24 protein-coding genes are annotated in these 24,727 nt (G+C 63.2%); 10 read left to right on the top strand and 14 right to left on the bottom strand.

The genetic code is table 11. The features are described 5' to 3' along the window. The first annotated feature begins 51 nt into the window (after positions 1-51). Positions 52-1,155 carry a YeeE/YedE family protein gene (locus tag M0H32_RS24560; RefSeq protein ID WP_248158673.1) on the top strand — a complete coding sequence of 368 codons (1,104 nt, stop codon included), beginning with the start codon at positions 52-54 and terminating at the stop codon, positions 1,153-1,155. Between the two features lie 11 nt (positions 1,156-1,166). Here the strand turns inward: M0H32_RS24560 and M0H32_RS24565 are convergent, their stop codons facing one another. Next, a complete protein-coding gene (locus tag M0H32_RS24565) occupies positions 1,167-2,105 on the bottom strand; it encodes an MBL fold metallo-hydrolase (protein WP_248158676.1) in 939 nt (312 codons plus the stop codon). Positions 2,106-2,220: 115 nt separating this feature from the next. Here M0H32_RS24565 and M0H32_RS24570 point away from each other — a divergent pair, with 115 nt between their 5' ends. Further along, positions 2,221-3,312 carry a YeeE/YedE family protein gene (locus M0H32_RS24570; RefSeq protein WP_248158678.1) on the top strand — a complete coding sequence of 364 codons (1,092 nt, stop codon included), beginning with the start codon at positions 2,221-2,223 and terminating at the stop codon, positions 3,310-3,312. 19 nt (positions 3,313-3,331) lie between these two features. Here M0H32_RS24570 and uxuA read toward each other — a convergent pair whose 3' ends face one another. The 9 genes from uxuA to uxaC all read right to left on the bottom strand — a co-directional run bounded on the left by uxuA (position 3,332) and on the right by uxaC (position 12,162). Next, positions 3,332-4,519, bottom strand: coding sequence for a mannonate dehydratase (gene uxuA / locus M0H32_RS24575; RefSeq protein WP_248158680.1), 1,188 nt, complete (start codon positions 4,517-4,519; stop codon positions 3,332-3,334). Beyond that, positions 4,516-5,976, bottom strand: a complete 1,461-nt coding sequence (locus M0H32_RS24580; protein WP_248158771.1) for a mannitol dehydrogenase family protein — start codon at positions 5,974-5,976, stop codon at positions 4,516-4,518. Before M0H32_RS24580 ends, uxuA begins: the two co-directional genes overlap by 4 nt. Next, positions 5,948-6,676 (bottom strand): 2-dehydro-3-deoxy-D-gluconate 5-dehydrogenase KduD, encoded by a 729-nt coding sequence (gene kduD, locus M0H32_RS24585; RefSeq protein ID WP_248158682.1) that lies wholly within the window; start codon positions 6,674-6,676, stop codon positions 5,948-5,950. Before kduD ends, M0H32_RS24580 begins: the two co-directional genes overlap by 29 nt. Beyond that, positions 6,673-7,497 (bottom strand): 5-dehydro-4-deoxy-D-glucuronate isomerase, encoded by an 825-nt coding sequence (gene kduI, locus M0H32_RS24590; protein WP_248158685.1) that lies wholly within the window; start codon positions 7,495-7,497, stop codon positions 6,673-6,675. Before kduI ends, kduD begins: the two co-directional genes overlap by 4 nt. 15 nt (positions 7,498-7,512) lie before the next feature. Continuing rightward, entirely contained in the window at positions 7,513-7,830 is a 318-nt protein-coding gene (locus M0H32_RS24595; RefSeq protein ID WP_248158687.1) for a cupin domain-containing protein, read from the bottom strand. Positions 7,831-7,840: 10 nt separating this feature from the next. Further along, positions 7,841-9,121 (bottom strand): TRAP transporter large permease, encoded by a 1,281-nt coding sequence (locus M0H32_RS24600; protein WP_248158689.1) that lies wholly within the window; start codon positions 9,119-9,121, stop codon positions 7,841-7,843. A gap of 1 nt (position 9,122) precedes the next feature. Then, the gene (locus M0H32_RS24605; protein ID WP_248158690.1) at positions 9,123-9,650 is read right to left on the bottom strand and encodes a TRAP transporter small permease; all 528 of its coding nucleotides are present in this window, start codon (positions 9,648-9,650) and stop codon (positions 9,123-9,125) included. A 65-nt stretch (positions 9,651-9,715) separates the two neighbouring features. After that, positions 9,716-10,696 (bottom strand): TRAP transporter substrate-binding protein, encoded by a 981-nt coding sequence (locus M0H32_RS24610; protein ID WP_248158693.1) that lies wholly within the window; start codon positions 10,694-10,696, stop codon positions 9,716-9,718. A 23-nt stretch (positions 10,697-10,719) separates the two neighbouring features. Next, a complete protein-coding gene (gene uxaC, locus M0H32_RS24615; protein ID WP_248158695.1) occupies positions 10,720-12,162 on the bottom strand; it encodes a glucuronate isomerase in 1,443 nt (480 codons plus the stop codon). Positions 12,163-12,256: 94 nt separating this feature from the next. On the opposite strand from uxaC, the gene M0H32_RS24620 reads away from it, so the two are divergent. The 3 genes from M0H32_RS24620 (at position 12,257) to M0H32_RS24630 (ending at position 14,704) form a co-directional block, all read left to right on the top strand. Continuing rightward, positions 12,257-12,949, top strand: coding sequence for a GntR family transcriptional regulator (locus M0H32_RS24620; RefSeq protein WP_248158698.1), 693 nt, complete (start codon positions 12,257-12,259; stop codon positions 12,947-12,949). Positions 12,950-12,951: 2 nt separating this feature from the next. Continuing rightward, entirely contained in the window at positions 12,952-13,890 is a 939-nt protein-coding gene (locus tag M0H32_RS24625) for a sugar kinase (protein ID WP_248158700.1), read from the top strand. Positions 13,891-14,041: 151 nt separating this feature from the next. Continuing rightward, positions 14,042-14,704, top strand: coding sequence for a L,D-transpeptidase (locus tag M0H32_RS24630; RefSeq protein WP_248158702.1), 663 nt, complete (start codon positions 14,042-14,044; stop codon positions 14,702-14,704). Between the two features lie 200 nt (positions 14,705-14,904). On the opposite strand, the gene M0H32_RS24635 is transcribed toward M0H32_RS24630, so the two are convergent. After that, positions 14,905-15,882, bottom strand: coding sequence for a GlxA family transcriptional regulator (locus M0H32_RS24635; RefSeq protein ID WP_248158704.1), 978 nt, complete (start codon positions 15,880-15,882; stop codon positions 14,905-14,907). Positions 15,883-16,011: 129 nt separating this feature from the next. Between M0H32_RS24635 and M0H32_RS24640 the strand changes: the two genes are divergently transcribed. The 4 genes from M0H32_RS24640 to M0H32_RS24655 are packed head-to-tail and all read left to right on the top strand — an operon-like array spanning position 16,012 to position 20,496. Then, positions 16,012-16,722, top strand: coding sequence for a GntR family transcriptional regulator (locus tag M0H32_RS24640; protein WP_248158706.1), 711 nt, complete (start codon positions 16,012-16,014; stop codon positions 16,720-16,722). A gap of 29 nt (positions 16,723-16,751) precedes the next feature. Further along, positions 16,752-17,657 carry a dihydrodipicolinate synthase family protein gene (locus tag M0H32_RS24645; protein ID WP_248158773.1) on the top strand — a complete coding sequence of 302 codons (906 nt, stop codon included), beginning with the start codon at positions 16,752-16,754 and terminating at the stop codon, positions 17,655-17,657. A 2-nt stretch (positions 17,658-17,659) separates the two neighbouring features. Further along, positions 17,660-19,159, top strand: coding sequence for an aldehyde dehydrogenase (locus M0H32_RS24650; RefSeq protein ID WP_248158708.1), 1,500 nt, complete (start codon positions 17,660-17,662; stop codon positions 19,157-19,159). Further along, positions 19,156-20,496: an NAD(P)/FAD-dependent oxidoreductase gene (locus tag M0H32_RS24655; RefSeq protein WP_248158709.1), complete on the top strand. Its 1,341-nt coding sequence runs from the start codon at positions 19,156-19,158 to the stop codon at positions 20,494-20,496. Before M0H32_RS24650 ends, M0H32_RS24655 begins: the two co-directional genes overlap by 4 nt. Before the next feature lie 304 nt (positions 20,497-20,800). On the opposite strand, the gene M0H32_RS24660 is transcribed toward M0H32_RS24655, so the two are convergent. Continuing rightward, positions 20,801-21,823, bottom strand: coding sequence for a permease (locus tag M0H32_RS24660; RefSeq protein WP_248158710.1), 1,023 nt, complete (start codon positions 21,821-21,823; stop codon positions 20,801-20,803). Positions 21,824-21,913: 90 nt separating this feature from the next. Between M0H32_RS24660 and M0H32_RS24665 the strand changes: the two genes are divergently transcribed. Further along, a complete protein-coding gene (locus tag M0H32_RS24665) occupies positions 21,914-22,765 on the top strand; it encodes a LysR substrate-binding domain-containing protein (RefSeq protein ID WP_248158712.1) in 852 nt (283 codons plus the stop codon). 54 nt (positions 22,766-22,819) lie between these two features. Here the strand turns inward: M0H32_RS24665 and M0H32_RS24670 are convergent, their stop codons facing one another. Continuing rightward, positions 22,820-23,299 carry an EF-hand domain-containing protein gene (locus M0H32_RS24670; RefSeq protein WP_248158722.1) on the bottom strand — a complete coding sequence of 160 codons (480 nt, stop codon included), beginning with the start codon at positions 23,297-23,299 and terminating at the stop codon, positions 22,820-22,822. Between the two features lie 161 nt (positions 23,300-23,460). Next, positions 23,461-24,564 carry a mandelate racemase/muconate lactonizing enzyme family protein gene (locus tag M0H32_RS24675; RefSeq protein ID WP_248158724.1) on the bottom strand — a complete coding sequence of 368 codons (1,104 nt, stop codon included), beginning with the start codon at positions 24,562-24,564 and terminating at the stop codon, positions 23,461-23,463. Positions 24,565-24,727: the final 163 nt, after the last annotated feature.

Consider the following 24,727-nt stretch of genomic DNA (forward strand, 5'->3'; position numbering starts at 1 on the left):
GGAGAGGAAACGCTTCAAAAGGCCCGGAAAGGGCTGTGGGGTTATGCGCACATGATAATACTGGATCCGGTGGTGCTGACGCCGATTTTGGGTGTGCTGGCTGGGTGCGTCCTGGGTTTCGCCGCCCGCGCGACCCATTTCTGCACGCTGTCGGCGCTGGAGCGTCACTGGTATGCCGGTGACAGCAGCAGTCTTCGAACCTGGGTTCTGGCGTCGGTCTCCGCCCTGATCGGCACGCAGATTCTCGCCGCCTTTGGTCTTGCCGACACGCATGCCTCGTTCTATCTCGCCTCCGCCTTTCCCTGGACAGGTGCCATCATCGGCGGGGTCATGTTCGGCATCGGCATGGCGCTGGTAGGTACCTGCGGTTTCGGCGCGGTTCTTCGCCTTGGTGGCGGCAGTCTTCGGGCGCTTGTGGTGCTTACCGTGATCGGTCTGTCCGCGCTGGCGGCGCAGCGGGGCATAGTCGGTGTCCTGCGCGTGCCTCTGGTCGACGACCTGGCCATCTCCTTTGCCAACAGCGGCAGCCAGTCCATGGGGGACATTGTCTCCAGCCTGTTTGGCCTGGACCTGACCGGCGTCGTGGCGGCCGTGATCGCTCTCACCGGTTTGTTCTGGATTTTCAAGTCGACGTCTTACCGGAAACAGATCACGAAAATCGGGGCCGCCGTCATCATCGGCAGCGTAATCACCTTCGGCTGGTGGGCGACCACCTTTGTCGCCGAGCGCTCCTTCGATCCGGTGCAGATCGAAGCCGGGTCCTTCGTGGTGCCGGTCGGCGACACGATCATGCAGCTGATCACCTATACGGGCACCTGGCCCGATTACGGCGTTGGCCTGATCATCGGAACCCTGGTGGGCGCCGTCGTGGCGGCCCTGTGGAACCGGGACATCCGCTGGGAAGCCTGTGACGATGCCCGCGAACTTGGCCGGCATCTCCTTGGCGGCACGCTGATGGGTGTTGGCGGTGTCTTCTCCATGGGCTGCACGGTCGGGCAGGGCATCACCGGCTTTTCCGCGCTGGCCATCTCGGCGCCTGTTGTCATGCTGTCCATGGCCTTCGGCGCGCGCGTCGGCCTTGCCTGGCTGATGGAAGGCTCGGTGCTGGCCGCCTTCCGCCGCAGTGATGGCGTTCGTCCCACTGCGGCAGAATAGTTTTCGGAAACTCAGCCTGCCACGAAGCGATAAGTTACGCCGGCCTTCTCCACGCGGCCATTGCCCGGGTGCGGGAAGTGGTAGCCGATCAGCCGCGTGTTTTCTTGCGCCAGCCGATCCAGCAACGCCATCCGTGTCGCGATGCCCATGTCCCGGTCCTGGTCCGAGCCGGACGCCCAGCCGGGTTTTTCAAAAGAGATCACCGTGTTGGTGATGGCATCGCCGACGACCATGACGCTGTCACCGCCGCCATGAATCACATAGGACATGTGACCCGGTGTGTGTCCGGCGGTATCGACAGCCTCGACGCCCGGTAGCATTTCCTGTCCCGGGCGAATCATCGAGACCTGATCCTCGATTGCCTCGAAGCGGGCCTGCGCACCGACCACGAAGCTTTTGCGCTCCTCCGGCATGTTGGCGAGTGTGTCATCGGCACGCCAATAGTCCCATTCGGCCTCCGGCACCCAGATGCTGGCTTCCGGATACAGCGGATCGTCGAAATCGTCGAGAATGCCCCAGAGATGGTCCGGATGGGCGTGGGTCAGCACCACGTCGGTGATGTTGGACGGATCGATTCCCGCCGCTTCCAGCTTCGCTGGCAGCTCACCCGCGGTCGGCTGGAAATTGGTGCCTGAACCGACATCGAACAGGACCAGCCGATCGCCGGATTTCAGCAGCGTGATGTTGCAGTTGGGCGTCAATACGTCGGTGGCAAGGCCATGCGGTTCCAGCAGCGCTGCAATCTCGGCCTCGCTGCGATCTGGCAGAATGAAATTCATCGGCAGGGTCAGGTGTCCGTCTGAAAACACCATGATCTGATGGTCGCCCAGGCTGAGCGCGGTTTCCGCCGATGCCCGCCGCGGCAGGCCAGTGAGGCTTGCGCCCGCAACCGCAAGACCTCCGGCGAGAACCGTGCGTCTGGTGAGATCTTTCCCTGGCGTGCGCGTCATGGCATCCTCCACATATGCAAACTTTTGAATTTATCTATGTTTCCTTGAGATTGGTCAATGCCTGACGTGTGAAAGCGCAGCGAAACTGACGAAACGCTGTCTGAAGGAGAGGGCGATGGATCTGACATTTCTGCTCGACAGGGTCTCCGAACCCTGGCTGTTGGCAGTCGGAGGACTGCTCGTCGGGGTGCTGTTCGGCGCTTTTGCTCAACAGAGCCGGTTTTGCCTGCGGGCGGCAAGTCTGGAGTTTTCCCGGGGCGCTCCGAAGGACCGGTTGCCGGTCTGGCTGTTTGCGTTCTCTTCTGCCCTGTTGGGCACGCAGGTTCTCATCGCTCTGGGCGAGGTTCAGTCCAACGAGGCGCGGCAGCTGGCCTCGCCGCAAAGCCTGTCGGGAGCGCTGCTCGGCGGCCTGATGTTCGGCACCGGCATGGTGCTGGCGCGCGGCTGTGCCAGCCGTCTCTTGGTTCTGTCGGCAACGGGCAACCTGAGGGCGCTGCTATCCGGCCTGGTGTTTGCGGTGGTGGCGCAGGCAAGCCTGCGAGGCATGCTCGCGCCTGTGCGCGAAGGCCTGGCGGGGCTCTGGACCACGGGCGATATCGGTGGCAATGACCTGACCGCCCATCTTGGCCTGACACCTGCCATGACCATTGCCTTTGCCGCCCTGTGGTCGATGGCGGGGCTGTTCTTTGCGTGGCGGGCCCGGGTGGCGCTCTGGCAGATGGTTGCGGCGGCGGGCGCGGGGCTGGCGATTCCGCTCGCCTGGTGGTTCACCTCGGCCATGGCCCGGCAGGCCTTCGATCCGGTACAGGTGGAAGGCGTTACCTTCACCGGCCCGTCCGCGGACACGCTGATGCTGGTGCTGTCGCCGCCGGGTGACGTGCTCGATTTTGATATCGGCCTTGTGCCCGGTGTCTTCCTCGGCTCCTTCCTGGCAGCCCTGCTAACGCGGGAATTGTCGCTGCAGGGCTTTGAAGGTGGCAAGTCGATGGCACGTTATCTGACCGGAGCGACCCTGATGGGTTTTGGCGGCATGCTGGCGGGCGGCTGCGCAGTCGGCGCCGGCATTACTGGTGCTTCCATTTTCGCTGTCACTGCCTGGATCACTTTGACGGCAATCTGGCTGTCCTCGGGTGTTACCGACCGCTTGCTGACGGGTATGACCGACGCCCACCCGCCGATGGCGGGGGAGCCCGAACAGGCCCGGTGAGGGCAAACCTTCAAAGCGATCAGGCGATATTGGGCATGCTTGCGTTCAACCCCGCGATCACACCGCGCAATTCGGCAAGGCCACGCAGGCGGCCGATCAGCGGATAGCCGGGATGGGTGCCGCGAGCGGCATCGTCCAGCAGCTCGTGGCCGTGGTCCGGGCGAAAGACGATCTCTGCATCCCTCCGTCCTTCGGCGCGCCGGCGTTGCTCTTCCCGAAGAAACGCGGACACCAGGGCAGGCATGTCGGTGTCGCCGGTCAGGTGTGCGGCTTCCTCGAAGGAGCCATCCGGATCCTTGGCGACATTGCGCAGATGCGCAAAGTGTATTCTGCCGGCGAAGCGTTCGGCGATCGCCGGCACGTCGTTGTCGGGATTGGCGCCGAGCGAACCGGCGCAGAGCGTCAGTCCGTTGGCCGGACTGTCCACGGCCGACAGGATCCAGTCGATGTCCTCCGCGCAGGTGACGATCCGCGGCAGGCCGAGCAGATCGCGCGGCGGATCGTCGGGATGGACGGCGAGTTTCAGGCCGAGTTCTTCGGCCGTCGGGATCACTTCCTCCAGGAAACGTTTGTGGTTCTGCCGGAGCGTGGTCCGGTCGAGCCCGGCATAGGGAATGAGTGCCTGGCGAAGCCCATCGGCATCATAGCGGTCATAGGCGCCTGGTAAGCCAGCCATGATCGCGGCGGTCAGCCCTTCCCTTAAGGCCGGGGTGCTCTTGTCGAACCAGCATCTGGCGGCAGCGAGAACGGCCTCAGAATAGTCCTTCTCCGCGCCGTCCCGTTCCACCATGAAAACGTCAAAGGCCGCCATCTTCGGAAGGGAGAAGCGCAGGCAGGTGCCGCCGCGTGGGACCGGAGCGGCAAGGTCCGTCCTTGTCCAGTCGAGCAGGGGCATGAAGTTGTAGCAGATAACCCGGATGCCTTCGGCGGCAAGGTTCGCCATGGATTGCCGGTAATTGGCAAAGAGCTCTGACAGGTCGCCTTCGGCCCGCTTGATTGCCTCGTGCACTGGCAGGCTTTCCACCACGGTCCAGTCGAATCCGGCGGCGTTGATCTGGGCGCGCGTGTCGGCAATCGTGTTGCGCGGCCAGACCTGGCCATAGGGAATTTCGTGCAGGGCCGTGACGATGCTTGTCGCGCCCGTCTGCGCAATCTCGGAGAGCGAAATGCGGTCGAAGCCGCCATACCAGCGCCAACCCTCGATCATGCCAGGGCCTCCAGGCTTGTGCGCACCCCGTCTTTATGAAGGGCGGCATAGGCGGCGGTCACGGCGGGGCGCAGGGCATTTGCCAGCCGATGCTCGAAAATCTCGGTGACTTCCAGGAGAGCCGCCACCTTGCCGGCGGTGTCGCCGGCACTGTCGGACAGGGCTTTCAGCTTGCCGGCCAGCGGGTCCCGCACGTCGATCGGGGTGCCGTTCAGGTCGGTGCCGCCGACATAGATCATCCAGGCGGCGACCGCGAGACTGAGGCCCGGAGATGGCCGGTCCGCAGTCAGGTTGTCGGAGAGCGTTCCGAGAATGCGCTGCGGCAGTTTCTGGCTGCCGTCCATGGCGATCTGCCAGGTGCGGTGCCGGATGCCGGGATTGGCATAGCGTTCAAAGAGAGCGTCGGCATAGGCTTCCAGATCGACACCTGGAGGGGCGCGGAACGAGGGCATGATCTCCCGCCTCCACAGATCCTTGACGAAACGCGCGAAGACCGGATCGGCCACCGTTTCGGCTATGGTCTCGTAGCCGGCGAGGTAACCGAGATAGGCGAGCGACGAATGGGTGCCGTTGAGCATCCTGAGCTTCATGTGCTCATGAGCCGTGACATTGTCGACCAGTTCGACACCGGCAGCGCCAAGATCGGGCCTGGCGCCGGAGCCGTAGGCCGGCACGAAATCGTCCTCGACGACCCATTGGCGGAACGGTTCATGCAAAACTGGGGCGGCGTCGTAGCGTCCCGTCTTTTGCGCCAGGGCGTCGATATCTTCCGGTTTCGTCGCCGGCACGATGCGGTCGACCATGGTGGCGGGGAACCGGCCTTCGGACGCGATCCAGGCCGCAAGCTCCGGATCGAGTTTTTCGGCAAGCTCCAGGACGATGCCGCGCACGAGCCGGCCGTTGTCGGGAAGATTGTCACAGGTCAGGACGGTGAAAGGTGGCAAGCCGGCTGCCTTGCGCCGGGCAAGTGCCCGCACGAGGAAACCTGGTGCGGAGATCGGCAGGGACTGGGTCAGGTCGTGCTGAATGTCAGGATGACCGAGATTGAGCCGCCCGGTTGCCGGATCGTGGCAATAGCCCTTCTCGGTGACGGTGAGCGTGACGATGCGAATGGCCGGATCCGCCAGCGCCGCCAGGACAGCCTCCGGGTTCTCGCGGGCCACCAGCACATCGACAATGCTCTCCACCTGGCGCAAGACCTCGCCTTCCGGTCCCAGTTCGCGGGTGGTGTAGACGAAATCCTGCGGCGCCAGTTGGTCATGCACGCGCGGGCTTTGCAGGCTGACCCCGACGATGCCCCAGTCTTCGCCGGAATGCGCGGCTGCTTCTTCGATGTAGATGACGCCAAAGGCGCGGAAGAACGCGCCCAGCCCCAGGTGAACGATCCCGGGGCGGGGCGCCGGTCGGTTGCGGGACAAGCGGGGCAGATCAGCGGGCAAGCCAGCCTCCGTCGACATTGAGAACGGTGCCATGAATATATTTCGCGGCCGGCGAGGCCAGGAAAACGGCCGCTTCGCCGATGTCGCTGGCCTCGCCCCAGCGGCCGGCCGGGATGCGTTCCAGGATCTGCCGGTTGCGCTCCGTATCGTTGCGCAGCGCTTCGGTGTTGTTGGTGGCGATATAGCCCGGTGCGATGGCGTTGACGTTAATGCCTTTCGCCGCCCATTCGTTGGCGAGCAGCCTGGTGAGGCCGGCAACACCGTGTTTTGAGGCTGTGTAGGACGGTACCCGGATGCCGCCCTGAAAGGACAGCAGCGAGGCGATGTTGACGATGGCGCCCGGACGATCTGCCGCCAATGCGGCCTTGCCGAAAGCCTGACAGGTGAAGAAGACGGCCTTCAGGTTGACGTCCATGACATCGTCCCAGTCGGCCTCGGTGAAATCGACGGCATCCGCCCGGCGGATGATGCCGGCATTGTTGACCAGGATATCGATCCGTTCGTGGTCAAACAGCTTCGTGGCGGCCATCGGATCGGAAAAATCCAGTTGCACGTGACGGCCGCTGCCGATCTTCGAAAGGGTCTCGTCGCAGTCACGCCGGGCGGCGCAGAGGACATCTGCTCCGGCCGCAGCCATGGCGATGGCAATCGCCTGACCGATGCCGGTGTTCGCACCGGTGACCAGCGCCCGCTTGCCTTCAAGAGAAAACGCGCTCACCGCAGGTCCTCCATGGCGACCATGTCCATGTCTGTGAAATCGACATTGTCTCCGGCCATCGCCCAGCAGAAGGTGTAGGCACCGGTGCCCGCGCCGCAATGGATCGACCAGGGCGGGGAGACGATCGCCTCCTCGTTGGCGATCACCATGTGGCGGGTTTCCTCGGGCTTGCCCATGAAGTGAAACACGCGCTGGTCCGGTCCGAGGTCGAAATAGAGATAGGCTTCCATGCGCCGGTCATGGACATGGGCGGGCATGGTGTTCCAGACCGAGCCCCTGGCGAACTGGGTGTAGCCCATCAGCAGCTGGCAGCTCTCGGCGACTTCCGGATGCAGGAACTGCAGGATGACCCGCTCGTTGGAGGTTTCCGCCGAGCCAAGTTCGACCCTTCGCGCGTCCTTCAGGGTGATCAGCCGTGTCGGGCAGGTCCGGTGGGCCGGCGCGGACAGGATGTAGAACCGGCCGGCGCCCGAGAAGGTGACCGGTCCGGCGCCCATGCCGACATAAAGCACTTCTCCCTTGCCGACCTCGTAGGTGTCACCGGAAACGGAGACGGTGCCGGGCTCGCCGATATTGAGAACACCGAGTTCGCGCCGGTCGAGCAGAGACGGGGTGCCGGCTTCCTTGACCGCGTCCAGGACCAGGTTGCCGCCGGCGGGCACGGCACCGCCCAGGATCATGCGGTCGTAATGGGTGTAGACAAGGTTGATCCGGCCGTCCTGAAACAGGCCGGAGGCGTGAAAATGGGTTCGCAGCCCGGAGGTGTCGAGCGCCTTGGCCGTGTCCGGATCAATGGCGTAACGGGTTTCAACGGTCAGCATGGCAAATCCTTTGCATTACAGAAAATCGTCGCGGCGCGGCGTGAAGGTGTCGATCAGGGTGCCCGGTTCCAGGCAGACGCAGCCGTGTAGGGCGTCGGAAGGAATGACAAAACTGTCGCCGGGTCCGACCTCGAAGGCTTCGCCGTCGATGGAGAAGCGGAAGCGGCCGCTTTCCACGTAGGTCGACTGGACATGGACGTGATGGTGCAGCTTGCCTTCGGCGCCTTCTTGCTGGAAGCGGAAGGCGACCACCATCAGTTCCGGTGTCTGGGACAGCACCTGGCGGCGAATGCCGGGATCGGCGGCGACTTCCGGATAGGTCTTGACGAACATCGGACAGGCCTCAGTGGAAGAGAGACGGCAGCCACAGGGACAGTGCCGGAATGTAGGTGACGAGCAGCAGCGTGAAGACGGCGGCGCCATAGAAGGGCCAGATCGTCCGGATCGCGTCCCAGACGGAAATCCGGCCGACAGCGCAGCCGACAAAGAGCACCGTGCCGACCGGCGGGGTACACAGGCCGATGCCGAGATTGAGCACCAGGATGACCCCGAAATGCACCGGATCGACGCCGAAGGCGGTGGCCACGGGCAGGAAGATCGGCGTGGTGATGACGATCAGCGGCGACATGTCCATGAAGGTGCCGAGGAACAGAAGCACGATGTTCAGCAGGAGCAGGATCACCAGCGGATTTTCCGAAATGTCCTTGAGAAAGGCGACGAGTTCGGCCGGGATGCGCAGGAAGGCCAGGAGCCAGCCGAAGGACGCCGCACAGCCGATCACCAGCAGCACCATGGCGGTGGTTCGCACGGCTGCCTTGGTGGCGCCGACAAAATCGTCCCAGCCCATGGTGCGATAGGCGAGGGTTGTCACCAGCAGGGCGTAGACGGCCGCGATACAGGAGCTTTCCGAGGCGGTGAAGACGCCGGAGCGCACGCCGCCGAAAATGATGCCGATCAGCAGAAGACCGGGGATGGCATTGACGAAGAGCCAGCCGAGCGCCGACCAGCCCGGAAATTTCTCGGTCGGATAGCCCGCGCGTTTGGCGACGAACCAGGCGGTCACCATCAGGCTGAGGGCAAGCAGCAGACCGGGAATGACACCTGCGGTAAAGAGATCCGCGATCGAGAGGCGCCCGCCGGCGGAAATCGAATAGATGATCATGTTGTGCGAGGGCGGCAGCATGAGCGCGATGATCGAGGACAGCACTGTGACGTTGACGCCGTACTCGACGGAGTAGCCGCGTTCCTTCATCTGCGGGATCATGAGGCCGCCAATGGCGGTGGCGTCGGCGGCTGCGGAGCCGGAAATGCCGCCGAAGAGAACGGATGCGGCAATGTTGACCTGGCCGAGGCCGCCGCGCGCGTGGCCGACGGCAGCTCCAGCCAGCGCCACCAGCCTTCGGGCAATGTCGCCGCGCACCATCAGTTCACCGGCAAAGATGAAGAACGGGATCGCCATCAGCGCGAACACCGAGACGCCGGAATTGAGCCTCTGGAAAACGATCACCGGCGGCAGGCCCATATAGAGCACGGTTGCCAGCGAGGCCGCGCCGAGACAGAAGGCAACAGGCGTGCCGATCAGGAGCAGGACCGTGAAGGTGCCGAACAGAATGAGCGGTTCCATGTCAGGCAAGCTCCTCGATGGCATCCTCGCCGAAACGCGCGGTCGGCAGGCCGGCGGCGCGGCGGACAAGACGTTCCAGGGAAAACAGGAAGACCAGGCAGCCACCGGCCACCAGCGGAAGGAAGTCGACGGCTCCGGACACGCCGAGCGAGGGCAGTTTCACGTCCCAGGCGGACTGCGCCAGTTCGGCGCCGTACCAGGCCATGCCCGCGCCGAAGGCGGCCACCACCGCGTCGGAGATGCTGAACAGGATGAGCTTGGCGCCCTGGGGCAGGAAATAGAGCAGCACGTCGAAGCTCAGGTGATAGCCTTCGCGGATGCCGACGGCGGCGCCGAGAAAGATGAACCAGCCCATCAGGATGACGGAGGCGGGTTCGGACCAGACAAGGCTGTCATTCATCACGTAGCGCATGAACACCTGCGCGGTGATGAAGACGGTCATGAGGATGAGGCCGGCTCCGGCAAGCCAGAGGGCTGCCGTCGAGACCAGGCGCAAGGCCTTAGCGGCGATGGTGAGTTGGGGCTTCACGTCGAAATCCTGAGGACGGGCCTGCGGCCGGCAGGGTTGCTCCGGCCGGCCGCTGGCAAGAGGCGTTATTCGGTCGCGCGGATGCGGGACACCAGGTCTTTCAGCTTGTCGGACGTGACATGCTTTTCATAGACGCTGTCCATGGCCGCCATGAACGGTTCCTTGTCGATTTCGGTGATGACCTCGACACCGGCCGCACGGACCTTTTCCTCGGAGGCCTTTTCACGGGCCTGCCACTGTTCGCGCATAAAAGGCACGCTATCCCTGGCGGCCTGGCGCACGGCGGCCTGGTCCTCCGGAGACAGCGCGTCCCAGGACTTCTTGGACATGATCAGGACTTCCGGCACGATCAGGTGTTCGTCGAGCGTGTAGTAGCCGGCAACTTCGTAGTGACCGGAGGATTCAAAGGACGGCCAGTTGTTTTCCGCCCCGTCGATGACGCCTGTCTGGATCGAGGAATAGACCTCGCCGTAAGGCATCGGCGTGGCGTTGGCGCCAAGGGCCGACATCATGTCGACGAAGATGTCCGACTGCATGACGCGGACCTTCATGCCCTCCAGGTCTTCAATCGATTTAATTGGTTTAACCTTGTTGTAGAAGCTGCGGGAACCGCTGTCATAAAAGGCCAGACCGACATAACCATGCGGTTCGAAAGCCGCCAGGATCTCGTCGCCGATCGGACCGTCCATGACCTTGTGCATGTGGTCGACGCCCTTGAAGACATAGGGCAGGGAGACAACCTTGGTTTCCTCGACCAGGTTGTTGAACGGACCCATGGAGACGCGGTTCAGGTCGATGACGCCGAACTTGGTCTGCTCGATGGTGTCCTTTTCCTCGCCGAGCTGGGCGGAATGGAACACCTCGACGCAGATGCGGCCGTCGGTGCGTTCCTCCAGCAGCTTGCCCATTTGCTTGACGGCCTCGACCGTCGGGTAGCCGTCCGGATGCGTGTCGGACGATTTCAGGGTCACGTCGCATGCGAGCGATGCGGATGTGAGCGCGGCGGTGGCCAGAAGCGACGCCGCCAGGGACTTCAATACTTTCATACTCTCCTCCCGAAAATGGCTCGTCAGAGCCGGTAGGCCTGCTTGGCAAGCCTGTAAGTGAGGTCATGTGCGACCTCAAAAGCCTCGTCCTCGTCCAGCCTCCCGGATGTCACGAGCGATGCGAGGTAAGCGCAGTCGACCCGGCGGGCCACGTCATGGCGGGCCGGGATCGAGCAGAAGGCGCGGGTGTCGTCGTTGAAGCCGACGGTGTTGTAGAAACCGGCCGTTTCCGTGGTCATTTCGCGAAAGCGGCGCATGCCTTCCGGACTGTCGTGGAACCACCAGGCCGGGCCGAGCTTCAGCGTCGGGTAGACCCCGGCAAGCGGTGCCAGTTCGCGCGCGTAGGCGGTCTCGTCCAGCGTAAACAGGATGATCGAGAGGTCCTTTTCCAGCCCGACCGCATCGAGCAGCGGCTTGAGGGCGCGGACGTAATCGGTCTGCGTCGGAATATCGAAACCCTTGTCGCGGCCGAAACGCTGCATGACGCCGCCGGAGTGATTACGGAAGCTGCCCGGGTGGATCTGCAGGACCAGTCCATCCTCCAGGCTCATCCTTGCCATTTCGGTCAGCATGTGGCCGCGGAAGGCATCGGCTTCCTCGCCGGTGCAGGCGCCTGCCAGGGCCTTCTGGAACAGGTCTTCCGCTTGGGCCTGCGACAGGTTTTCCGTGCGGGCGGTGGCATGGCCATGGTCGGAAGAGGTGGCGCCGAAGGACTTGAAATAGGCCCGGCGGGCCCGATGGGCCTTGAGATAGCCTTGCCAGGTGGTCGCGGCTTCGCCGGTGAGTGCGCCGAGTGTCTCGACATTGGCCGCAAAACCCTCGAATTCGGGGTCGACCACGGCGTCCGGCCGGTAGGCGGTGATGACGCGGCCGCTCCAGCCGCTCTCGCGGATCTGCCGGTGCCAGTTGAGGTCGTCCAGCGGCGATTCCGTCGTCGCGATGACCTCGATGTTGAACCGTTCGAAGAGCGCGCGCGGGCGGAACTCCGGACGGGTCAGGCAGTCGGCGATGTGGTCATAGGCTTCGTCCGCGGTCTCCGCTGAAATCCGCTTGGTCCAACCGAAGACCTGCTGGAAGGAATGCTCCAGCCACATGCGCGAGGGCGTTGCCCGGAAGAGATGGAAATTCTCGGCGAACAGGCGCCAGATCTTGCGGCTGTCGGTTTCGCTTAAGACCCCGTCTGTGCGCGGCACGCCGAGATCCGCAAGGTCGATGCCCTGGGAAAAAAGCATGCGGAAGACATAGTGGTCCGGGACGATGAACAGTTGCGCCAGATCGGGAAAGGCTTCGTTTTCCGCGAACCAGCGCGGGTCCGTGTGGCCATGGGGGCTGACGATCGGCAGGTCCTTGATGCCGGCATAGATCTGTGCGGCCAGGGTCCTGGAGGCCGGGTCAGCCGGAAACAGGCGGTTCGGGTCGAGCCCGTTTGCCGATGCAGTCGATGCGCCTGCAAGTCCCAATGACATTCATCCCTCCCGGATCGGCGTTTTGATACGCTCGGTGTTGCGACTAGTAAACTGATATGCTAGTTGAGTAGACGAGTCAACGGAGAGAAAACACATGGCAGAAGGCAGCGCCCTCAAGGTGCTCGAACCGCTCAAGATCCCCACGGTCGCGGACACGGTGTTCGAGGAGCTGCATCAGCAGATCCTGTCGCTGGACCTGGCACCGGGAACGCGGGTCTCGGAAGTGGAGGTTGCCAAGGCCTTCGGCGTTTCCCGTCAACCGGTGCGCGACGCCTTCTACCGGCTGTCGCAGCTGGGCTTTCTTCTGATCCGTCCCCAGCGGGCCACGGTGATCACCAAGATTTCCGAGGCTGCGGTCCTCAGGGCGAAGTTCGTGCGGACGGCGCTGGAGATTGCCTGCATGCGGGCGGCGATCGAGGTGATCACGGATGACCAGATCAAGGATCTCGACCAGCTGCTAAAGGAGCAGAAGGCCGCGGTGGACGCCGATGAACGCCAGCTGTTTCACAGTCTCGATGACGCGTTTCATCGCCAGATCTGCGAGATTTCCGGTCATGACTATGTCTGGGCACTGATCCGTGAACAGAAGGCCCATATGGATCGGGTGCGGTTCCTGTCCCTGGCCTCCGGGGCGCAGGCCGCGCTCGACGACCACGTCGTCATCATCGATGCCATGCGCGAACGGGACCAGAAGAAGGCCGAAGCGTTTCTGACCGAGCATCTGGGGCGCATCGCCACCATTCTTGGGCGGATCCGCGCCGAAAACGCCGCGCATTTCGAGGAATAGGGATGGCTAGGCAGTTTGTCGCCATCGGCGAATGCATGGTCGAGTTCGCGCCGACGCTGGACGGGACCTATGCCGTCGGTTTTGCGGGAGATACGTTCAACACGGCCTGGTATGTCCGGCAGCTGACAGAGCGCGACAAGCTGGGTGTCACTTATGTCAGCGCGGTGGGGGACGACGACCTGTCGCGGCGGCTCACCTGCTTTGTCGAAAGCGCGGGGATCACGCCCGCCTTTGCGACCATCGAGAGCGCCAGTCCCGGGGTCTACATGATCTTCCTGAATAACGGCGAACGCAGCTTTCAATACTGGCGTTCGCAATCGGCTGCCCGGCGCCTCGCCGATGACCTTGGGGCGCTCGAAGCGGCTGCGGCCGGAGACATGGTCTATTTTTCCGGCATCACCCTTGCAATCCTGGATGAGACGGCGCGTAGGCGCCTGCTTTCCGCTCTGACGGACGCTGCCGGGCGGGGCGCGGAGATCGTGTTCGATCCGAACCTGAGGTCTCGACTTTGGCAATCCGCCGAGGACATGTGTGCCTGGACGACCAGAGCCGCATCCGTCGCGGCAATCGTTCTGCCGTCCTTCGAGGATGAGGCGGTGCATTTCAAGGACTGCGGGCCGGAAGATACGGCAAAACGCTATCTGGAGTGCGGTGTCCGGCTGGTGGTGGTCAAGAACGGTGAGGGGCAGCTGGTGGTGCGATCGGCCGATGGTGACGGGTTCCAGTTTCAGCCGGTTCCTGTCCCTGAAGTGGTGGATACCACAGCAGCAGGCGACAGTTTCAACGCGGCCTTTCTCGTTGACTATCTGGAAAGGGGGCGTGCCCGGGAAGCGGTGCGGGCCGGCTGCGCGCTGGCCGCGCATGTGATCGGCAGCCGCGGCGCGCTTGTGCCGGTGTCTCAACTGGATCTGATCGCCTGCCGGAACCGGCTGAGTGCATGACCTTCTGTTGAAGTCCTTCCAATCCTGTGGCTTGTTAAACAACTGTTTACCATAATCGGGTTGCCTTTCTTGCGGGATGGCGTTTTTAGTTCCTTGATTTTTTGAGGTGTTTGAGGTCGCAGCTGTTGGCGGCCCGCTGAAAGGACGCGAAATGGCGTTGAAACTGAGCCGCCGGGCCTTTGTTGCCGGATTGCCGCTTTTTCTGGCCGCCTGCCAGAGCGAACAGAAGTCGACGATACAGGCCGGGCTGACACCGTTGGCGGACGGAACGCCGGATTACGCGACGGCCTATGCGGCTACCAATGACGGCGGTTTCTCGCTGCCGGCGATCCAGTATCAGAAATTCGATCCGAAATTCCTCCGGCAGGTGGTCTATTATCCGAGCAAATATCCCTCGGGAACCATTGTCGTCGATCCGGGCAACAAGTTTCTCTATCTGATCCAACCCGGCGGCCGGGCGATCCGCTACGGCATTGGTGTCGGCCGGGCCGGGTTCGCCTGGAACGGCGAGGCGGTGATCCAGTTCAAGCGGGAATGGCCGAAATGGTTCCCGCCCGACGAGATGATCGAGCGAGACCCCAAGCTGGAAAAATACCGGGAAGGCCAGGAAGGCGGACCGCGCAATCCGATCGGGGCGCGCGGGCTATACCTGTGGCAGGGCAACAAGGACACGCTCTACCGCATTCACAGCACCAACCAGCCTTCCAGCATCGGCACCAACGCCTCCAGCGGCTGCATCCGCATGTGGCACCAGGACATCATCGACCTATACAACCGGGTCAGCGTCGGCACGAAGGTGGTGGTTCTGGGATAAACTGCATCCGCTCCAACATTGGGCGGCTTCACATTCAGCGTCATCCTGAGGAGCCGCGAAGCGGCGTCTCGAAGGAGCGGCAGCTTGCTCAAGAGTGTGTGGCCGATCCTTCGAGACGGTCCTGTCGGACCTCCTCAGGATGACGATTCCGGTTGCTACAGCGTCGCCAATGGCGCTTGTTCGCCGACTGTTCGTTTGATTTATGCACTCTGCCGAAAGGGTTCCGCACCCGTCGCGCAGACGCGTTGGGTGTGCGGGGTGACGCCGAAGCGGTTCTGGTAGGTGCGGATGAAATGCGACGGGGATTCGTAGCCGCAGGCGAGCGCGATTTCCGAGACTGACTGCTCTGTCTGAAGGAGCAGATTGCGGGCCCTGGTCAGCTTCTGCTGGATGGCGAATTTCTTCGGCGACACTTTCAGGTGCTTCTGGAACAGGCGCTCCAGCTGCCGCGTGGAAATGCCGATCTTGCGGGCGATTTCCGCAGTCGGCAGGTAATAGGGCGCGCTTTCATTCAGCAGGCGGATCGCCTCGGCGATGTGCGGGTTGCGGATGCCGTGGCGGGCCTGAAGCGAGATCTGCTGCGGCGACTCCGCGGGGCGCACGCCGGAATAGACCATCATGTCCGCAATCGCGGCGGCCAGATCGTCGCCATGGGTCTCGCCGATAAGGTGCAGCATCAGATCGGTCGCCGCCGTGCCGCCTGAGGCGGTGACGAACGTCTCGTCGGCAACAAAGACGTTGCGGCACAGCTCCACTTCCGGAAAATTCTCCTGAAAGCTGTCGTGAAACGACCAGTGAATCGCCGCGCGACGGTCGTTCAGCAGACCGGCCTTGGCCAGAACAAAGGCACCTGAACAGATCGCACCGATCTTCGTGCCGCGTGCCCGTTCCCGGCGCAGGAACGACAGAACCTCCGGCGTGGCCCGGTCGCCAACATTCTGGCCGGAGACCAGGAACAGGCTGCCGCGTGGCGGCAGGTCAGTGAGGCCCTGGTCGACCAGCGTGACCGTCTTGTTGGAACAGACCGCACGCTCTCCGTTCACCGATGCCACCCGCCAGGAATAGAGTTCCTCGCCCTGCAGCAGATTGGCGATGCGCAAGGGTTCGACAGCGCAGGCAAAGGCGATGTGGGAAAAATCGTCGAGCAGCAGGAATGTGGCGTCGTGCGTTCTGGACATGTCGCTTTTCTCCGGAGCCTGTCGCCTTGGCCTGTTTCGGGCGCTCAGCATCTTTGTATTATTATTGTGTTGATATTGTATTCATGATGTATACAAATCAGTCAACCAAATTCGAAACGGAGCAGCCCCATGCCCCCTCAGCGCGGAACAGCGAAGACCGTCGCCTATGAAGATCTGAAGCGCGCCATCCTGACCCTGGAGCGCAAGCCCGGCAGCGCGCTGGAGGAAACGGAGCTGTGCGACCGCTATGGCCTGTCGCGCACGCCCTTGCGCGAGGTCCTGCAACAGCTTTCCGGCGAAGGCTATGTCAGCCTGCAGCTCAATCGCGGTGCCCGCGTCTCCGATATGAGCCATTACACGCTGCGTGATTTTTTTCTGGCCGCGCCGTTGATCTACAGCGCCATTCTGCGTCTCGCCGCCCAGAATGCGAGCGCACAGCAGATCGTGGAGCTGAAAGCGGCGCAGGAAGATTTCCGCGCTGCCATGGCCTCCGGCGACGTGACGGCGCGGGCGCTGACCAATGACCGCTTCCACCGCATCACCGGCCTGATGGCCGGCAACTCTTATCTGCTGGCCAGCCTCGACCGGTTGCTGATCGACCACACGCGGATCGGCATGACCTTCTTTCGCAAGAAAGCGGGAACGACGGACGACCGGCTGTCGCTCGCCTGCCAGCAGCATGACGAGATGATCGCGGCCATAGAACAGGGCGACGACGAGCGCGCCGCCGAACTGGCGCTCGAACACTGGGCACTGTCGCGCGACCAGATTGAGCTCTTTGTCATGCCTGCCGGGCTGGAAGCTCCGCTCGGGCAGCCGCCCAAACTTAAATCCGCCTGAAGCTGAAGAGAATTCCAATGACACCCATCATGACCTTCGAGGGCATCTACACGCCAGTCGTGACGCCTTATGACGCTGACGGCACTGTCGTCTGGGACGCGCTGGAAAAGGTGATCGATCACCTGGTGGAAAGTGGCGTCAACGGCCTGATCTCCGGCGGCTCGACCGGCGAGAATTATGCCCAGACGGTCGAGGAGCGGCTGGAATTGGCCCGCTTCACCAAGGACAAGCTCGACGGCCGGCTGCCGCTGATCGTCGGCACCGGCACCATGCGCACGCCCGATTCCATCGCGCTGGCGGAAGGTGCCGCCAGGATGGGTGCCGAGGCCATTCTCGTCGCGACACCGCCCTATTCGGTGCCAACGGAACGGGAAAACGCGCTGAATACCCTGGCCATCGACCGGGCCGCCGACCTGCCGATCATGCTCTACAACTATCCGAGCCGGATGGGCGTCAACATGGGCGAGGAGTTTCTCGACCGGGTCGGGCGCTCGCGCAATGTCTGCGCTATCAAGGAAAGCTCCGGCGACATCAATCGAGTGCATCTGCTGGCGCGCGACTATCCGCATATCCAGATGTCCTGCGGCATGGACGACCAGGCGCTCGAATTTTTTGCCTGGGGCGCGCGCAGCTGGGTCTGCGCCGGCTCCAATTTCCTGCCGAAGGAACATGTCGCGCTCTACAAGGCCTGCGCGGTCGAAGGCGATTTCACCAAGGGGCGCAAGATCATGTCGGCGATGATGCCGCTGATGCGCGTGTTGGAACAGGGCGGCAAGTTCATCCAGTGCGTCAAGCATGGCGTCGAGATGACCGGGCTTTATGCCGGCCCGCCGCGTCCGCCGCTCAAGGCGCTCAACAAGGACGACAAGCGCCAGCTGGACCAGGTGGTCCGCGTTCTCAAATCCACTGTTCAAGACATCACGGCGGGAGCGTGACCATGACCGATCTTCTGACCCGCGACGAATACAAGGCACTTGCCGCCAGGCTGACCCTACCGACCAACGCTTTTATCGACGGCTCTTATCGGCCGGCGGCATCCGGCAAGACCTTTTCAACCGTCAATCCCGCAACGGGCGAGGCCCTGGCCGAGATCGCGGCCTGCGGCGCCGAGGATGTCGACTTTGCCGTTCAGAAGGCACGGGAAGCCTTTGACGATGGCCGCTGGTCGAAGCTGCACCCCTCGGAACGCAAGGATGTGCTGATCCGCTTTGCCAAACTCTTGACCCGTAACCGGCGCGAACTCGCCGTGATGGAAAGCCTCGACAGTGGCAAGACCATCTTCGATTGCGAGACGGCGGACGTGCCGGAGACGATCCATTGCCTGAAATGGCACGCCGAGACGATCGACAAGATCTACGATCAGGTCTCTCCGGCCTCGGACGATCACATCGCCATGATCGTGCGCGAGCCCGTCGGCGTGGTCGGCCTGGTGCTGCCCTGGAATTTCCCGCTGCTGATGCTCGCCTGGAAGATCGGCCCTGCGCTGGCCGCCGGCTGCTCGGTGATCGTCAAGCCGGCGGAGGAAACCTCGCTGACCGCGCTGCGCGTTGCCGAACTTGCCATGGAAGCCGGCATTCCGCGCGGTGTCTTCAACGTCGTACCGGGCTCCGGTCCGGAGGTCGGCGAACCGCTCGGCCGGCACATGGATGTCGACATGGTCTCCTTCACCGGCTCGACCGAAACCGGCCGTCGCTTCCTGCATTATTCCGCCGACAGCAACCTGAAGGAAGTCGTCCTGGAAATGGGCGGCAAGAATCCGAGCGTCGTCCTGAAGGACGCGGACAATCTCGACCGGGTCGCGGCTCATATCGTCAACGGCGCGTTCTGGAACATGGGCGAGAACTGCTCGGCGAGTTCCCGGCTGATCGTCGAAGAGGAGATCAGGGACGCGCTGCTGGAACGGATACTGGCTCATGCCCGGGAATGGACACTGGGCGATCCGCTCGATCCGGAGCACCGGGTCGGCGCGCTGGTCTCCAGCGCCCATTTCGAGAAGGTCTGCGCCTATCTCGAAAGCGGCGCCAAGGTTCTGATGGGCGGCAAGAGCCATGGCGGGGCCTATGTCGAGCCGACAGTGCTGGAGGTCGATGCACAGTCGAAGGCCGCGAAAGAAGAAATCTTCGGTCCGGTGCTGAGCGTCCTGACGGTGCGCGGCTTCGACGAAGCCATCGAAATGGCCAACAGCACCGAGTACGGCCTGGCGGCGTCGATCTTCACCTCCAATGCCAAGAAGGCGCTGCGTGGCGCCCGCGCCATCCGGGCGGGCACGGTGACGGTCAACTGCTTCGGCGAGGGCGACATCACCACGCCCTTCGGCGGCTTCAAACAGTCCGGCTTTGGCGGGCGCGACAACAGCCTTGCCGCGCATGACCAGTACACCCAGCTGAAGACGATCTGGCTGGATCTCTCCGATGACGAGGACGAGGCGGTCGGATGACGCGCCGGGCCGCCACCTCTTTGCCGTGCCTGCAAGGTCCGGCGGCCTGGAACAGGATCCTGCCGGAAGCGCCGACATCGGCGATCCTTGCGCAAGACATCCGTGCCGATATCACGATTGTCGGCGCGGGTTTCGCTGGCCTCAGCGCGGCCCGGCGGCTGACGCAGATCGACAGCGGGCTGAAGGTCGTGGTGCTGGATGCCCTTCCGGTTGCGGAGAGCTCGGCGGGGCGGAACTCGGGCTTCATGATCGATCTGCCGCATGAACTCACCTCGGAAGACTATGCCGGGGCGGGGGACGACAGGGCGCTGATCGCGCTCAACCGGCACGCTATCGCTTTCGCCCGTGCCGCGGTCGACGACTACCAGATTGATGCCAACTATTTCGATCCGGCGGGCAAGATCAATGGCGCGGCGAGTGCCAAGGCCGTGGCGCATAACAAGAGCTATGCGGAGCATCTGGCCAGCCTCGGCGAAGACTATGAACTGCTTGATGGCAAGCAGATGGCAGAGATCACCGGCAGCGCGCACTATTCCGCAGGGCTCTACACACCCGGGACGGTGATGCTGCAGCCGGCAGGTTATATTCGCGGCCTGGCGGCGGGCTTGCGGCGTCAAGGCGTCAAGATCTTCGAGGAAAGTCCCGTGAGTGCCTTTTCAAGGACCGGCAACGGCTGGACAGTGACGACGCCCGAGGGCAGCGTGTCGACGCAGAAAATCATCCTGACGGTGAACGGCCATCTGGAGAGTTTCGGTTTTGAGCGTAACCGGCTGCTGCAGCTGTTCCTGTTTGCCGTGATGACACCGGAGCTGGATGGCGACGCCCTGAAAAAACTCGGCGGCCATTCGCGTTGGGGCATCACCCCGTCCGATCCGATGGGCACGACCTTGCGCCGGATCGATGCGGGGCAAGGCGGCAACCGGATCGTGACCCGGACCTGCGCGGTGCTGAAACCGAACATGCGTCTTTCTCAGGCTCACGTGGTTCGCGCCGCAAAAGTGATGCAACAGAAATTCGACCGGCGCTTTCCGCAGCTGGCCGGGCTGCGGATGGAACACAAATGGGCGGGGCATCTGTGTCTGTCTCTAAATGGCGTCGCCGTCATGCGCGAGCTCGCGAACGGGGTCTATTCCGGCTGCGTCCAGAACGGCCTCGGCACAGCGCGCGGCACCTTGACCGGGATCGGCGCGGCGGAGCTCGCCTGCGGTGTCGAGAGCACTGTCACCCGGCATTTCGGCGGGGAAGCCCGCCCCAGAAAACTGCCGCCCCGGCCCTTCCGCGAGATCGGCGCCAACGCGGTGCTGCGCTTCAAGGAAAGGCGCGCGGCTGAGGAATAATTTCCAGAGTTTTCACGCACTCAGCGTCAATCTGAGTGGCATATTTCGAAGGATCGGCCACGTGTTCAGGAGCAAGCTGCCGATCCTTCGAGACGGACCTGGCGGTCCTCCTCAGGATGACGTTTTGGGGATTGGCAAGGCTTGTATTCGAGTGCAGTTTCCAACCAGCTAAGTCATCCGGAATTCTGCCTCCCGGTCCATGATCAGATCACGGTGTCCCCACCCACCCAGCGTCATCCTGAGCAGGGCCGCAGGCCCGTCTCGAAGGACGGGCTGCAAACTCCCGAGAGCGTGGACGATAGTCTCAATACACCCATCCAAAGCCATATCCCGCCAGCAGCGAACCGGTCACCGCCAGGCCCAGGTAGAGCAGAAACGGCCGCAGCCGCAGGACCGGGAAAATCGCCAGCGCGCCCCAGATACTGACAACGCCGCCCGAGACCAGGAACGCCATGGCGGCGCCCGGGGACATGCCGTTGTCGATCAGGCCACGGGTGAGGGGCAGGGCGGCGTATCCGTCGATATAGGCGGGGGCGCCGACAAAGACCGCGGCCGGAATCGCCCACCAGGTGTCTTCGCCGACATAAGCGGCGAGCGATCCGGGTGTCAGTGCCGCGTTGAGTGCGTATTCGGCGAAGAAGGCCGGGATCAGGCAGATCAGGATTAGCCGTGTGGTGGCGATCGCCTGCCTGGCACAGGCGCTGCGCCGGTCGGGGTGCCGCCAGATACGTGGTTCGAAGGTTTTGGGGCCACATCCGCAGGAGGTGCTCAGGGATGCGGCGAGACCGGTGCCGCGCAGCGCGGACTGGCCTCCCTGATCGCCGGTGAGCAGGGCGGTGACGGTGCCGCCGAAGAGACCGAGGCCGAAGGCGGCTATCGTCTTGCCGAGGGCAAAGGCAAAGCCGAGCGTTGCGGCCGTCGTGGCCAGCATGGCCGGGTCGGTGATCGGCGAGGACAGCCAGAAGGCCATGACCGGCGCGAGGGGAACCCCGGCGGCCAGCAGGCCGACCATCAACGGCAGCACGGTGACCCCGCAGACCGGCGTGATCGTACCGATGGCGGAAGCGGCGAGGATGGCGGACAGCAAACGTCCTTCAAAAGCGCGGGACAATATCCGGTCGGCGCCGCTCGCCATGATCCAGGCGGTCAGGGCGATGCCGGGGAGGATGAGCGGAGCGACGTCGACAAGGCCTTGAGCTGTAAACAACACCCCGTTCCAGAAGAACCTTGGCCAGAGCCAGGCGATCATGGACACAAACAGAGCTGCGGCGCCGAGCAAAACCGCACGGTTCCTTGGGGGCATGGCTGACGCCGTCCGGTCTTGCATGGATACCTCCCGTGGTTGACGGCGACAGGATAGGCGTGGTCTTTTCATTGGGAAAACGAATTTCTTTAATGCCGGATATTGAGAAAACATATGCCTACACTCGACAGCGAGCTGCTCCGCACCTTTCTGGCGGTTGCCGGAACAGGCAGCATCACCGAAGGCGCCGGTGTAATCGGCCGCTCGCAATCGGCAACCAGTCTGCAGATCATGCGTCTGGAAGAGGTGCTCGGACGGCCGGTGTTCGACCGCACCGGGCGCGGCGTCACGTTGACCGAGGCAGGCCAACGGCTGCTGCCGGTGGCAAGGGACGTGACCGGGCGGCTGGACATTGCCTTGCGCGAAATCACGTCCGACGGCCTGCGCGGCAAGCTGCGCCTGGCCATCCCGGACGATCACGGCCGCGCCAAGCTGGCCGACATTCTGGGGGCCTTCGCGCAGTCTCATCCTCAGGTCGAGCTGGACGTCACCTGTTCGCTGAGCACGGAGTTTCCAGGATTGCTCAAAAAGGGCTTGCTCGATCTGGCGGTCTATGAGGTCGAGGTGCCGGAGCCGGGTGAAGAAGTGATCTACGAAGACCCGACCTGCTGGGTGTCTTCAGGTTTTCAGGATCTTGCGGCCGAGGACCCGGTGCCGGTGGCGCTGTTCGACCGGGCCTGCTGGTGGCGGGAGGCCGCCATCAGGGCTCTGGAGGCGCGCGGCCGGCCTTACCGGATCGTCTTTTCCAGCCAGAGCGTTGCCGGCGTGACGGCGGCGGTCGAAGCCGGCATTGCCATCGGACTGCTCGGTCGGTCTTCGGTCGCACCGCATTTGAAGGTGCTGGGAGACGGGCAGGGTTTTCCAGACATGCCCGTCTCCCGCCTGGTCATCGGCTCGTCCAGGGAGGCTGACGTGACCCTGGCCGACACGATGAAAACTGCGATCCGTAAGGCGTTTCAAAAGTAGCGGCCGGCGTGTACCAACGACCGTTTTGGGCGGTCAACGAGGACGCCGCTTGCCTCACCTCCTCGGCAATTGCCCCTTGCGCTGCGCGGCCTCGATCTCGGCCGGCGTGATCTTGTTGTCGTGGTCGGTGTCCAGGAGCTTGAAGTAATCCTCACCGGGCATCTTGCGATAAAGCCGGTCGCCGACCTGGTGGATCACTTCGTCCCGGCTGACACGGCCGTCGCGGTTGAAATCGACATCGTCATAGGTGTTGGCAGGTCTCGCCCTGGACCGCTCCGCGCGGCTTAAATATCCGTCATGGTCGGTGTCGAGCATGTCGAAATATTGCACCAGGCCGTAGCGGCGATAGGGCCCGTCGCGCAGGAAATCTTCCCATTCGGCGTGGGTGACCGAGCCGTCGCGATTGCGGTCGGCAGAGCTCAAAGGGCCGTTTGGGCCGGCACTTGGGGGGCGGACCGTGCCGAAGTCGCGGGCGGTCGCAGTGCCTGCGGTCAGGACAAGAAAGAGAGTGGCAAGACCAGCGGCAGATTTCATGGGATCCTCCCTTGGATTGGAATGCTGCCCTGAATACGTGGGGGGTGTTGGAGCGTGCGCCACTCACTTCAAAATCCCATTCGTTTCTGTCTGTTTCCAAGCAGCGTCCCTGACACCTTTGCCGACAAACTTTCGTCCCGAAGGCCTCGATAGTCTCCCGATCAGAATGCGGCAAACGGTTTGCCGAACAGGGTTTCGTCCGGTTCCACGCCAAGTCCTGGGCCTTGCGGCAGGCGGATATGACCGTCCACGATCCGGACGCCGTCACCAAGAGAGTAGCTGCCTTCGATCATCGGCTCTGCCAGCCACACCCCTTCCAGGAGCGCCGGTTTGACAGTGGCCGCGATGTGGGTGCAGGCGGCGGCGATGACGTCGCCGCCCCAGGCATCGTCGCATGTATGGGGCAAGTTGACGGCTTCGCACATGTCCCGGAACGCCGCCATCTGCTGCAGTCCACCGACCCTTGTGATCTTCATGCCGAAACCGTCGACCAGTCCCGTTCCTGCGGCCCGGATGACTGTTGCCAGGTCGGTGCCGTTCTCGTCCATGTAGATGCCGTGGTGGACTTGCGGCCGGATCTTCTGAAGATCCTCGATCCGGTTGCAAGGCTGTTCCAGGATGAAGGGGATTTCCGGACATTCCCGGCTGACACGCAGCGCATCACGTGTGGTCCAGCCGCGATTACCGTCGACGGCAAGGCGCATGCCGGAGCCGCTGATCTTCTCCCACACCTTGCGAATGGTCTCGATGTCGATGTCCACGGGGCGGCCACCGACTTTGATTTGCAGGCGCGGATAGCCTTCCTTGCGTTTTTCCGAGGCGATGCGGGCAATTTCGTCCGGTGCGCCGACACCGGTGGCATAGTAGGACGGGACCACGTCGGTGGTGGCGCCGCCGAGCAGATCTGCGACGCTGACGTCGAGATGTCTGCCGAGCAGATCGTGAACGGCGATGTCGACGGCCGCCTTGGCGTAATTGTGCCCGTTGAGCTGGCCGTGCATCACCCGATTGACCGTCAGCGGCTGAACGGGCTTGCCGATGAGGGCAGGAGCGATCTGCTGCAAGGCCGCCTGGGCACCGGCCGCATGGGCCTCCGCGTAGGTGGGGCCGACCGGGCAGGTTTCGCCCCAGCCTGTCCGGCCCATGTCGGAGGTCAGTTTCACGAGGGTGGTCTGCAGCGACCAGACCTCGGCATTGGCCATTTTATAAGGCCCGTTCTTCACCGGCAGGTCGTGCCGGAAAATCTCGACAGATGCGATTTTCATTCACCGCCTCAAAGGCAAAAGAGGAAGAAACGGGCCAGACGGCCCTGCAATTGATGAAGAACCCAATCCCTCTCCAGCGTCATCCCGGCCAAGCGAAGCGCGAGCCGGGATCGGGGAGGCAGAAGCGTTTGCTCCTGGGGTCTGTTTCCATCGACAGGCCTTG

The organism is Roseibium sediminicola (assembly GCF_023156505.1).
GTDB classification, from domain to species: domain Bacteria; phylum Pseudomonadota; class Alphaproteobacteria; order Rhizobiales; family Stappiaceae; genus Roseibium; species Roseibium sediminicola.

Coding starts and splice junctions, on each gene's coding strand:
- M0H32_RS24560 (WP_248158673.1), top strand. CDS start 52: ATGATAATACTGGATCCGGTGGTGCTGACGCCGATTTTGGGTGTGCTG.
- M0H32_RS24565 (WP_248158676.1), bottom strand. CDS start 2,105: ATGACGCGCACGCCAGGGAAAGATCTCACCAGACGCACGGTTCTCGCC.
- M0H32_RS24570 (WP_248158678.1), top strand. CDS start 2,221: ATGGATCTGACATTTCTGCTCGACAGGGTCTCCGAACCCTGGCTGTTG.
- uxuA (WP_248158680.1), bottom strand. CDS start 4,519: ATGATCGAGGGTTGGCGCTGGTATGGCGGCTTCGACCGCATTTCGCTC.
- M0H32_RS24580 (WP_248158771.1), bottom strand. CDS start 5,976: ATGTCGACGGAGGCTGGCTTGCCCGCTGATCTGCCCCGCTTGTCCCGC.
- kduI (WP_248158685.1), bottom strand. CDS start 7,497: ATGCTGACCGTTGAAACCCGTTACGCCATTGATCCGGACACGGCCAAG.
- M0H32_RS24595 (WP_248158687.1), bottom strand. CDS start 7,830: ATGTTCGTCAAGACCTATCCGGAAGTCGCCGCCGATCCCGGCATTCGC.
- M0H32_RS24600 (WP_248158689.1), bottom strand. CDS start 9,121: ATGGAACCGCTCATTCTGTTCGGCACCTTCACGGTCCTGCTCCTGATC.
- M0H32_RS24610 (WP_248158693.1), bottom strand. CDS start 10,696: ATGAAAGTATTGAAGTCCCTGGCGGCGTCGCTTCTGGCCACCGCCGCG.
- uxaC (WP_248158695.1), bottom strand. CDS start 12,162: ATGTCATTGGGACTTGCAGGCGCATCGACTGCATCGGCAAACGGGCTC.
- M0H32_RS24620 (WP_248158698.1), top strand. CDS start 12,257: ATGGCAGAAGGCAGCGCCCTCAAGGTGCTCGAACCGCTCAAGATCCCC.
- M0H32_RS24625 (WP_248158700.1), top strand. CDS start 12,952: ATGGCTAGGCAGTTTGTCGCCATCGGCGAATGCATGGTCGAGTTCGCG.
- M0H32_RS24630 (WP_248158702.1), top strand. CDS start 14,042: ATGGCGTTGAAACTGAGCCGCCGGGCCTTTGTTGCCGGATTGCCGCTT.
- M0H32_RS24635 (WP_248158704.1), bottom strand. CDS start 15,882: ATGTCCAGAACGCACGACGCCACATTCCTGCTGCTCGACGATTTTTCC.
- M0H32_RS24640 (WP_248158706.1), top strand. CDS start 16,012: ATGCCCCCTCAGCGCGGAACAGCGAAGACCGTCGCCTATGAAGATCTG.
- M0H32_RS24645 (WP_248158773.1), top strand. CDS start 16,752: ATGACCTTCGAGGGCATCTACACGCCAGTCGTGACGCCTTATGACGCT.
- M0H32_RS24650 (WP_248158708.1), top strand. CDS start 17,660: ATGACCGATCTTCTGACCCGCGACGAATACAAGGCACTTGCCGCCAGG.
- M0H32_RS24655 (WP_248158709.1), top strand. CDS start 19,156: ATGACGCGCCGGGCCGCCACCTCTTTGCCGTGCCTGCAAGGTCCGGCG.
- M0H32_RS24660 (WP_248158710.1), bottom strand. CDS start 21,823: ATGCAAGACCGGACGGCGTCAGCCATGCCCCCAAGGAACCGTGCGGTT.
- M0H32_RS24665 (WP_248158712.1), top strand. CDS start 21,914: ATGCCTACACTCGACAGCGAGCTGCTCCGCACCTTTCTGGCGGTTGCC.
- M0H32_RS24670 (WP_248158722.1), bottom strand. CDS start 23,299: ATGAAATCTGCCGCTGGTCTTGCCACTCTCTTTCTTGTCCTGACCGCA.
- M0H32_RS24675 (WP_248158724.1), bottom strand. CDS start 24,564: ATGAAAATCGCATCTGTCGAGATTTTCCGGCACGACCTGCCGGTGAAG.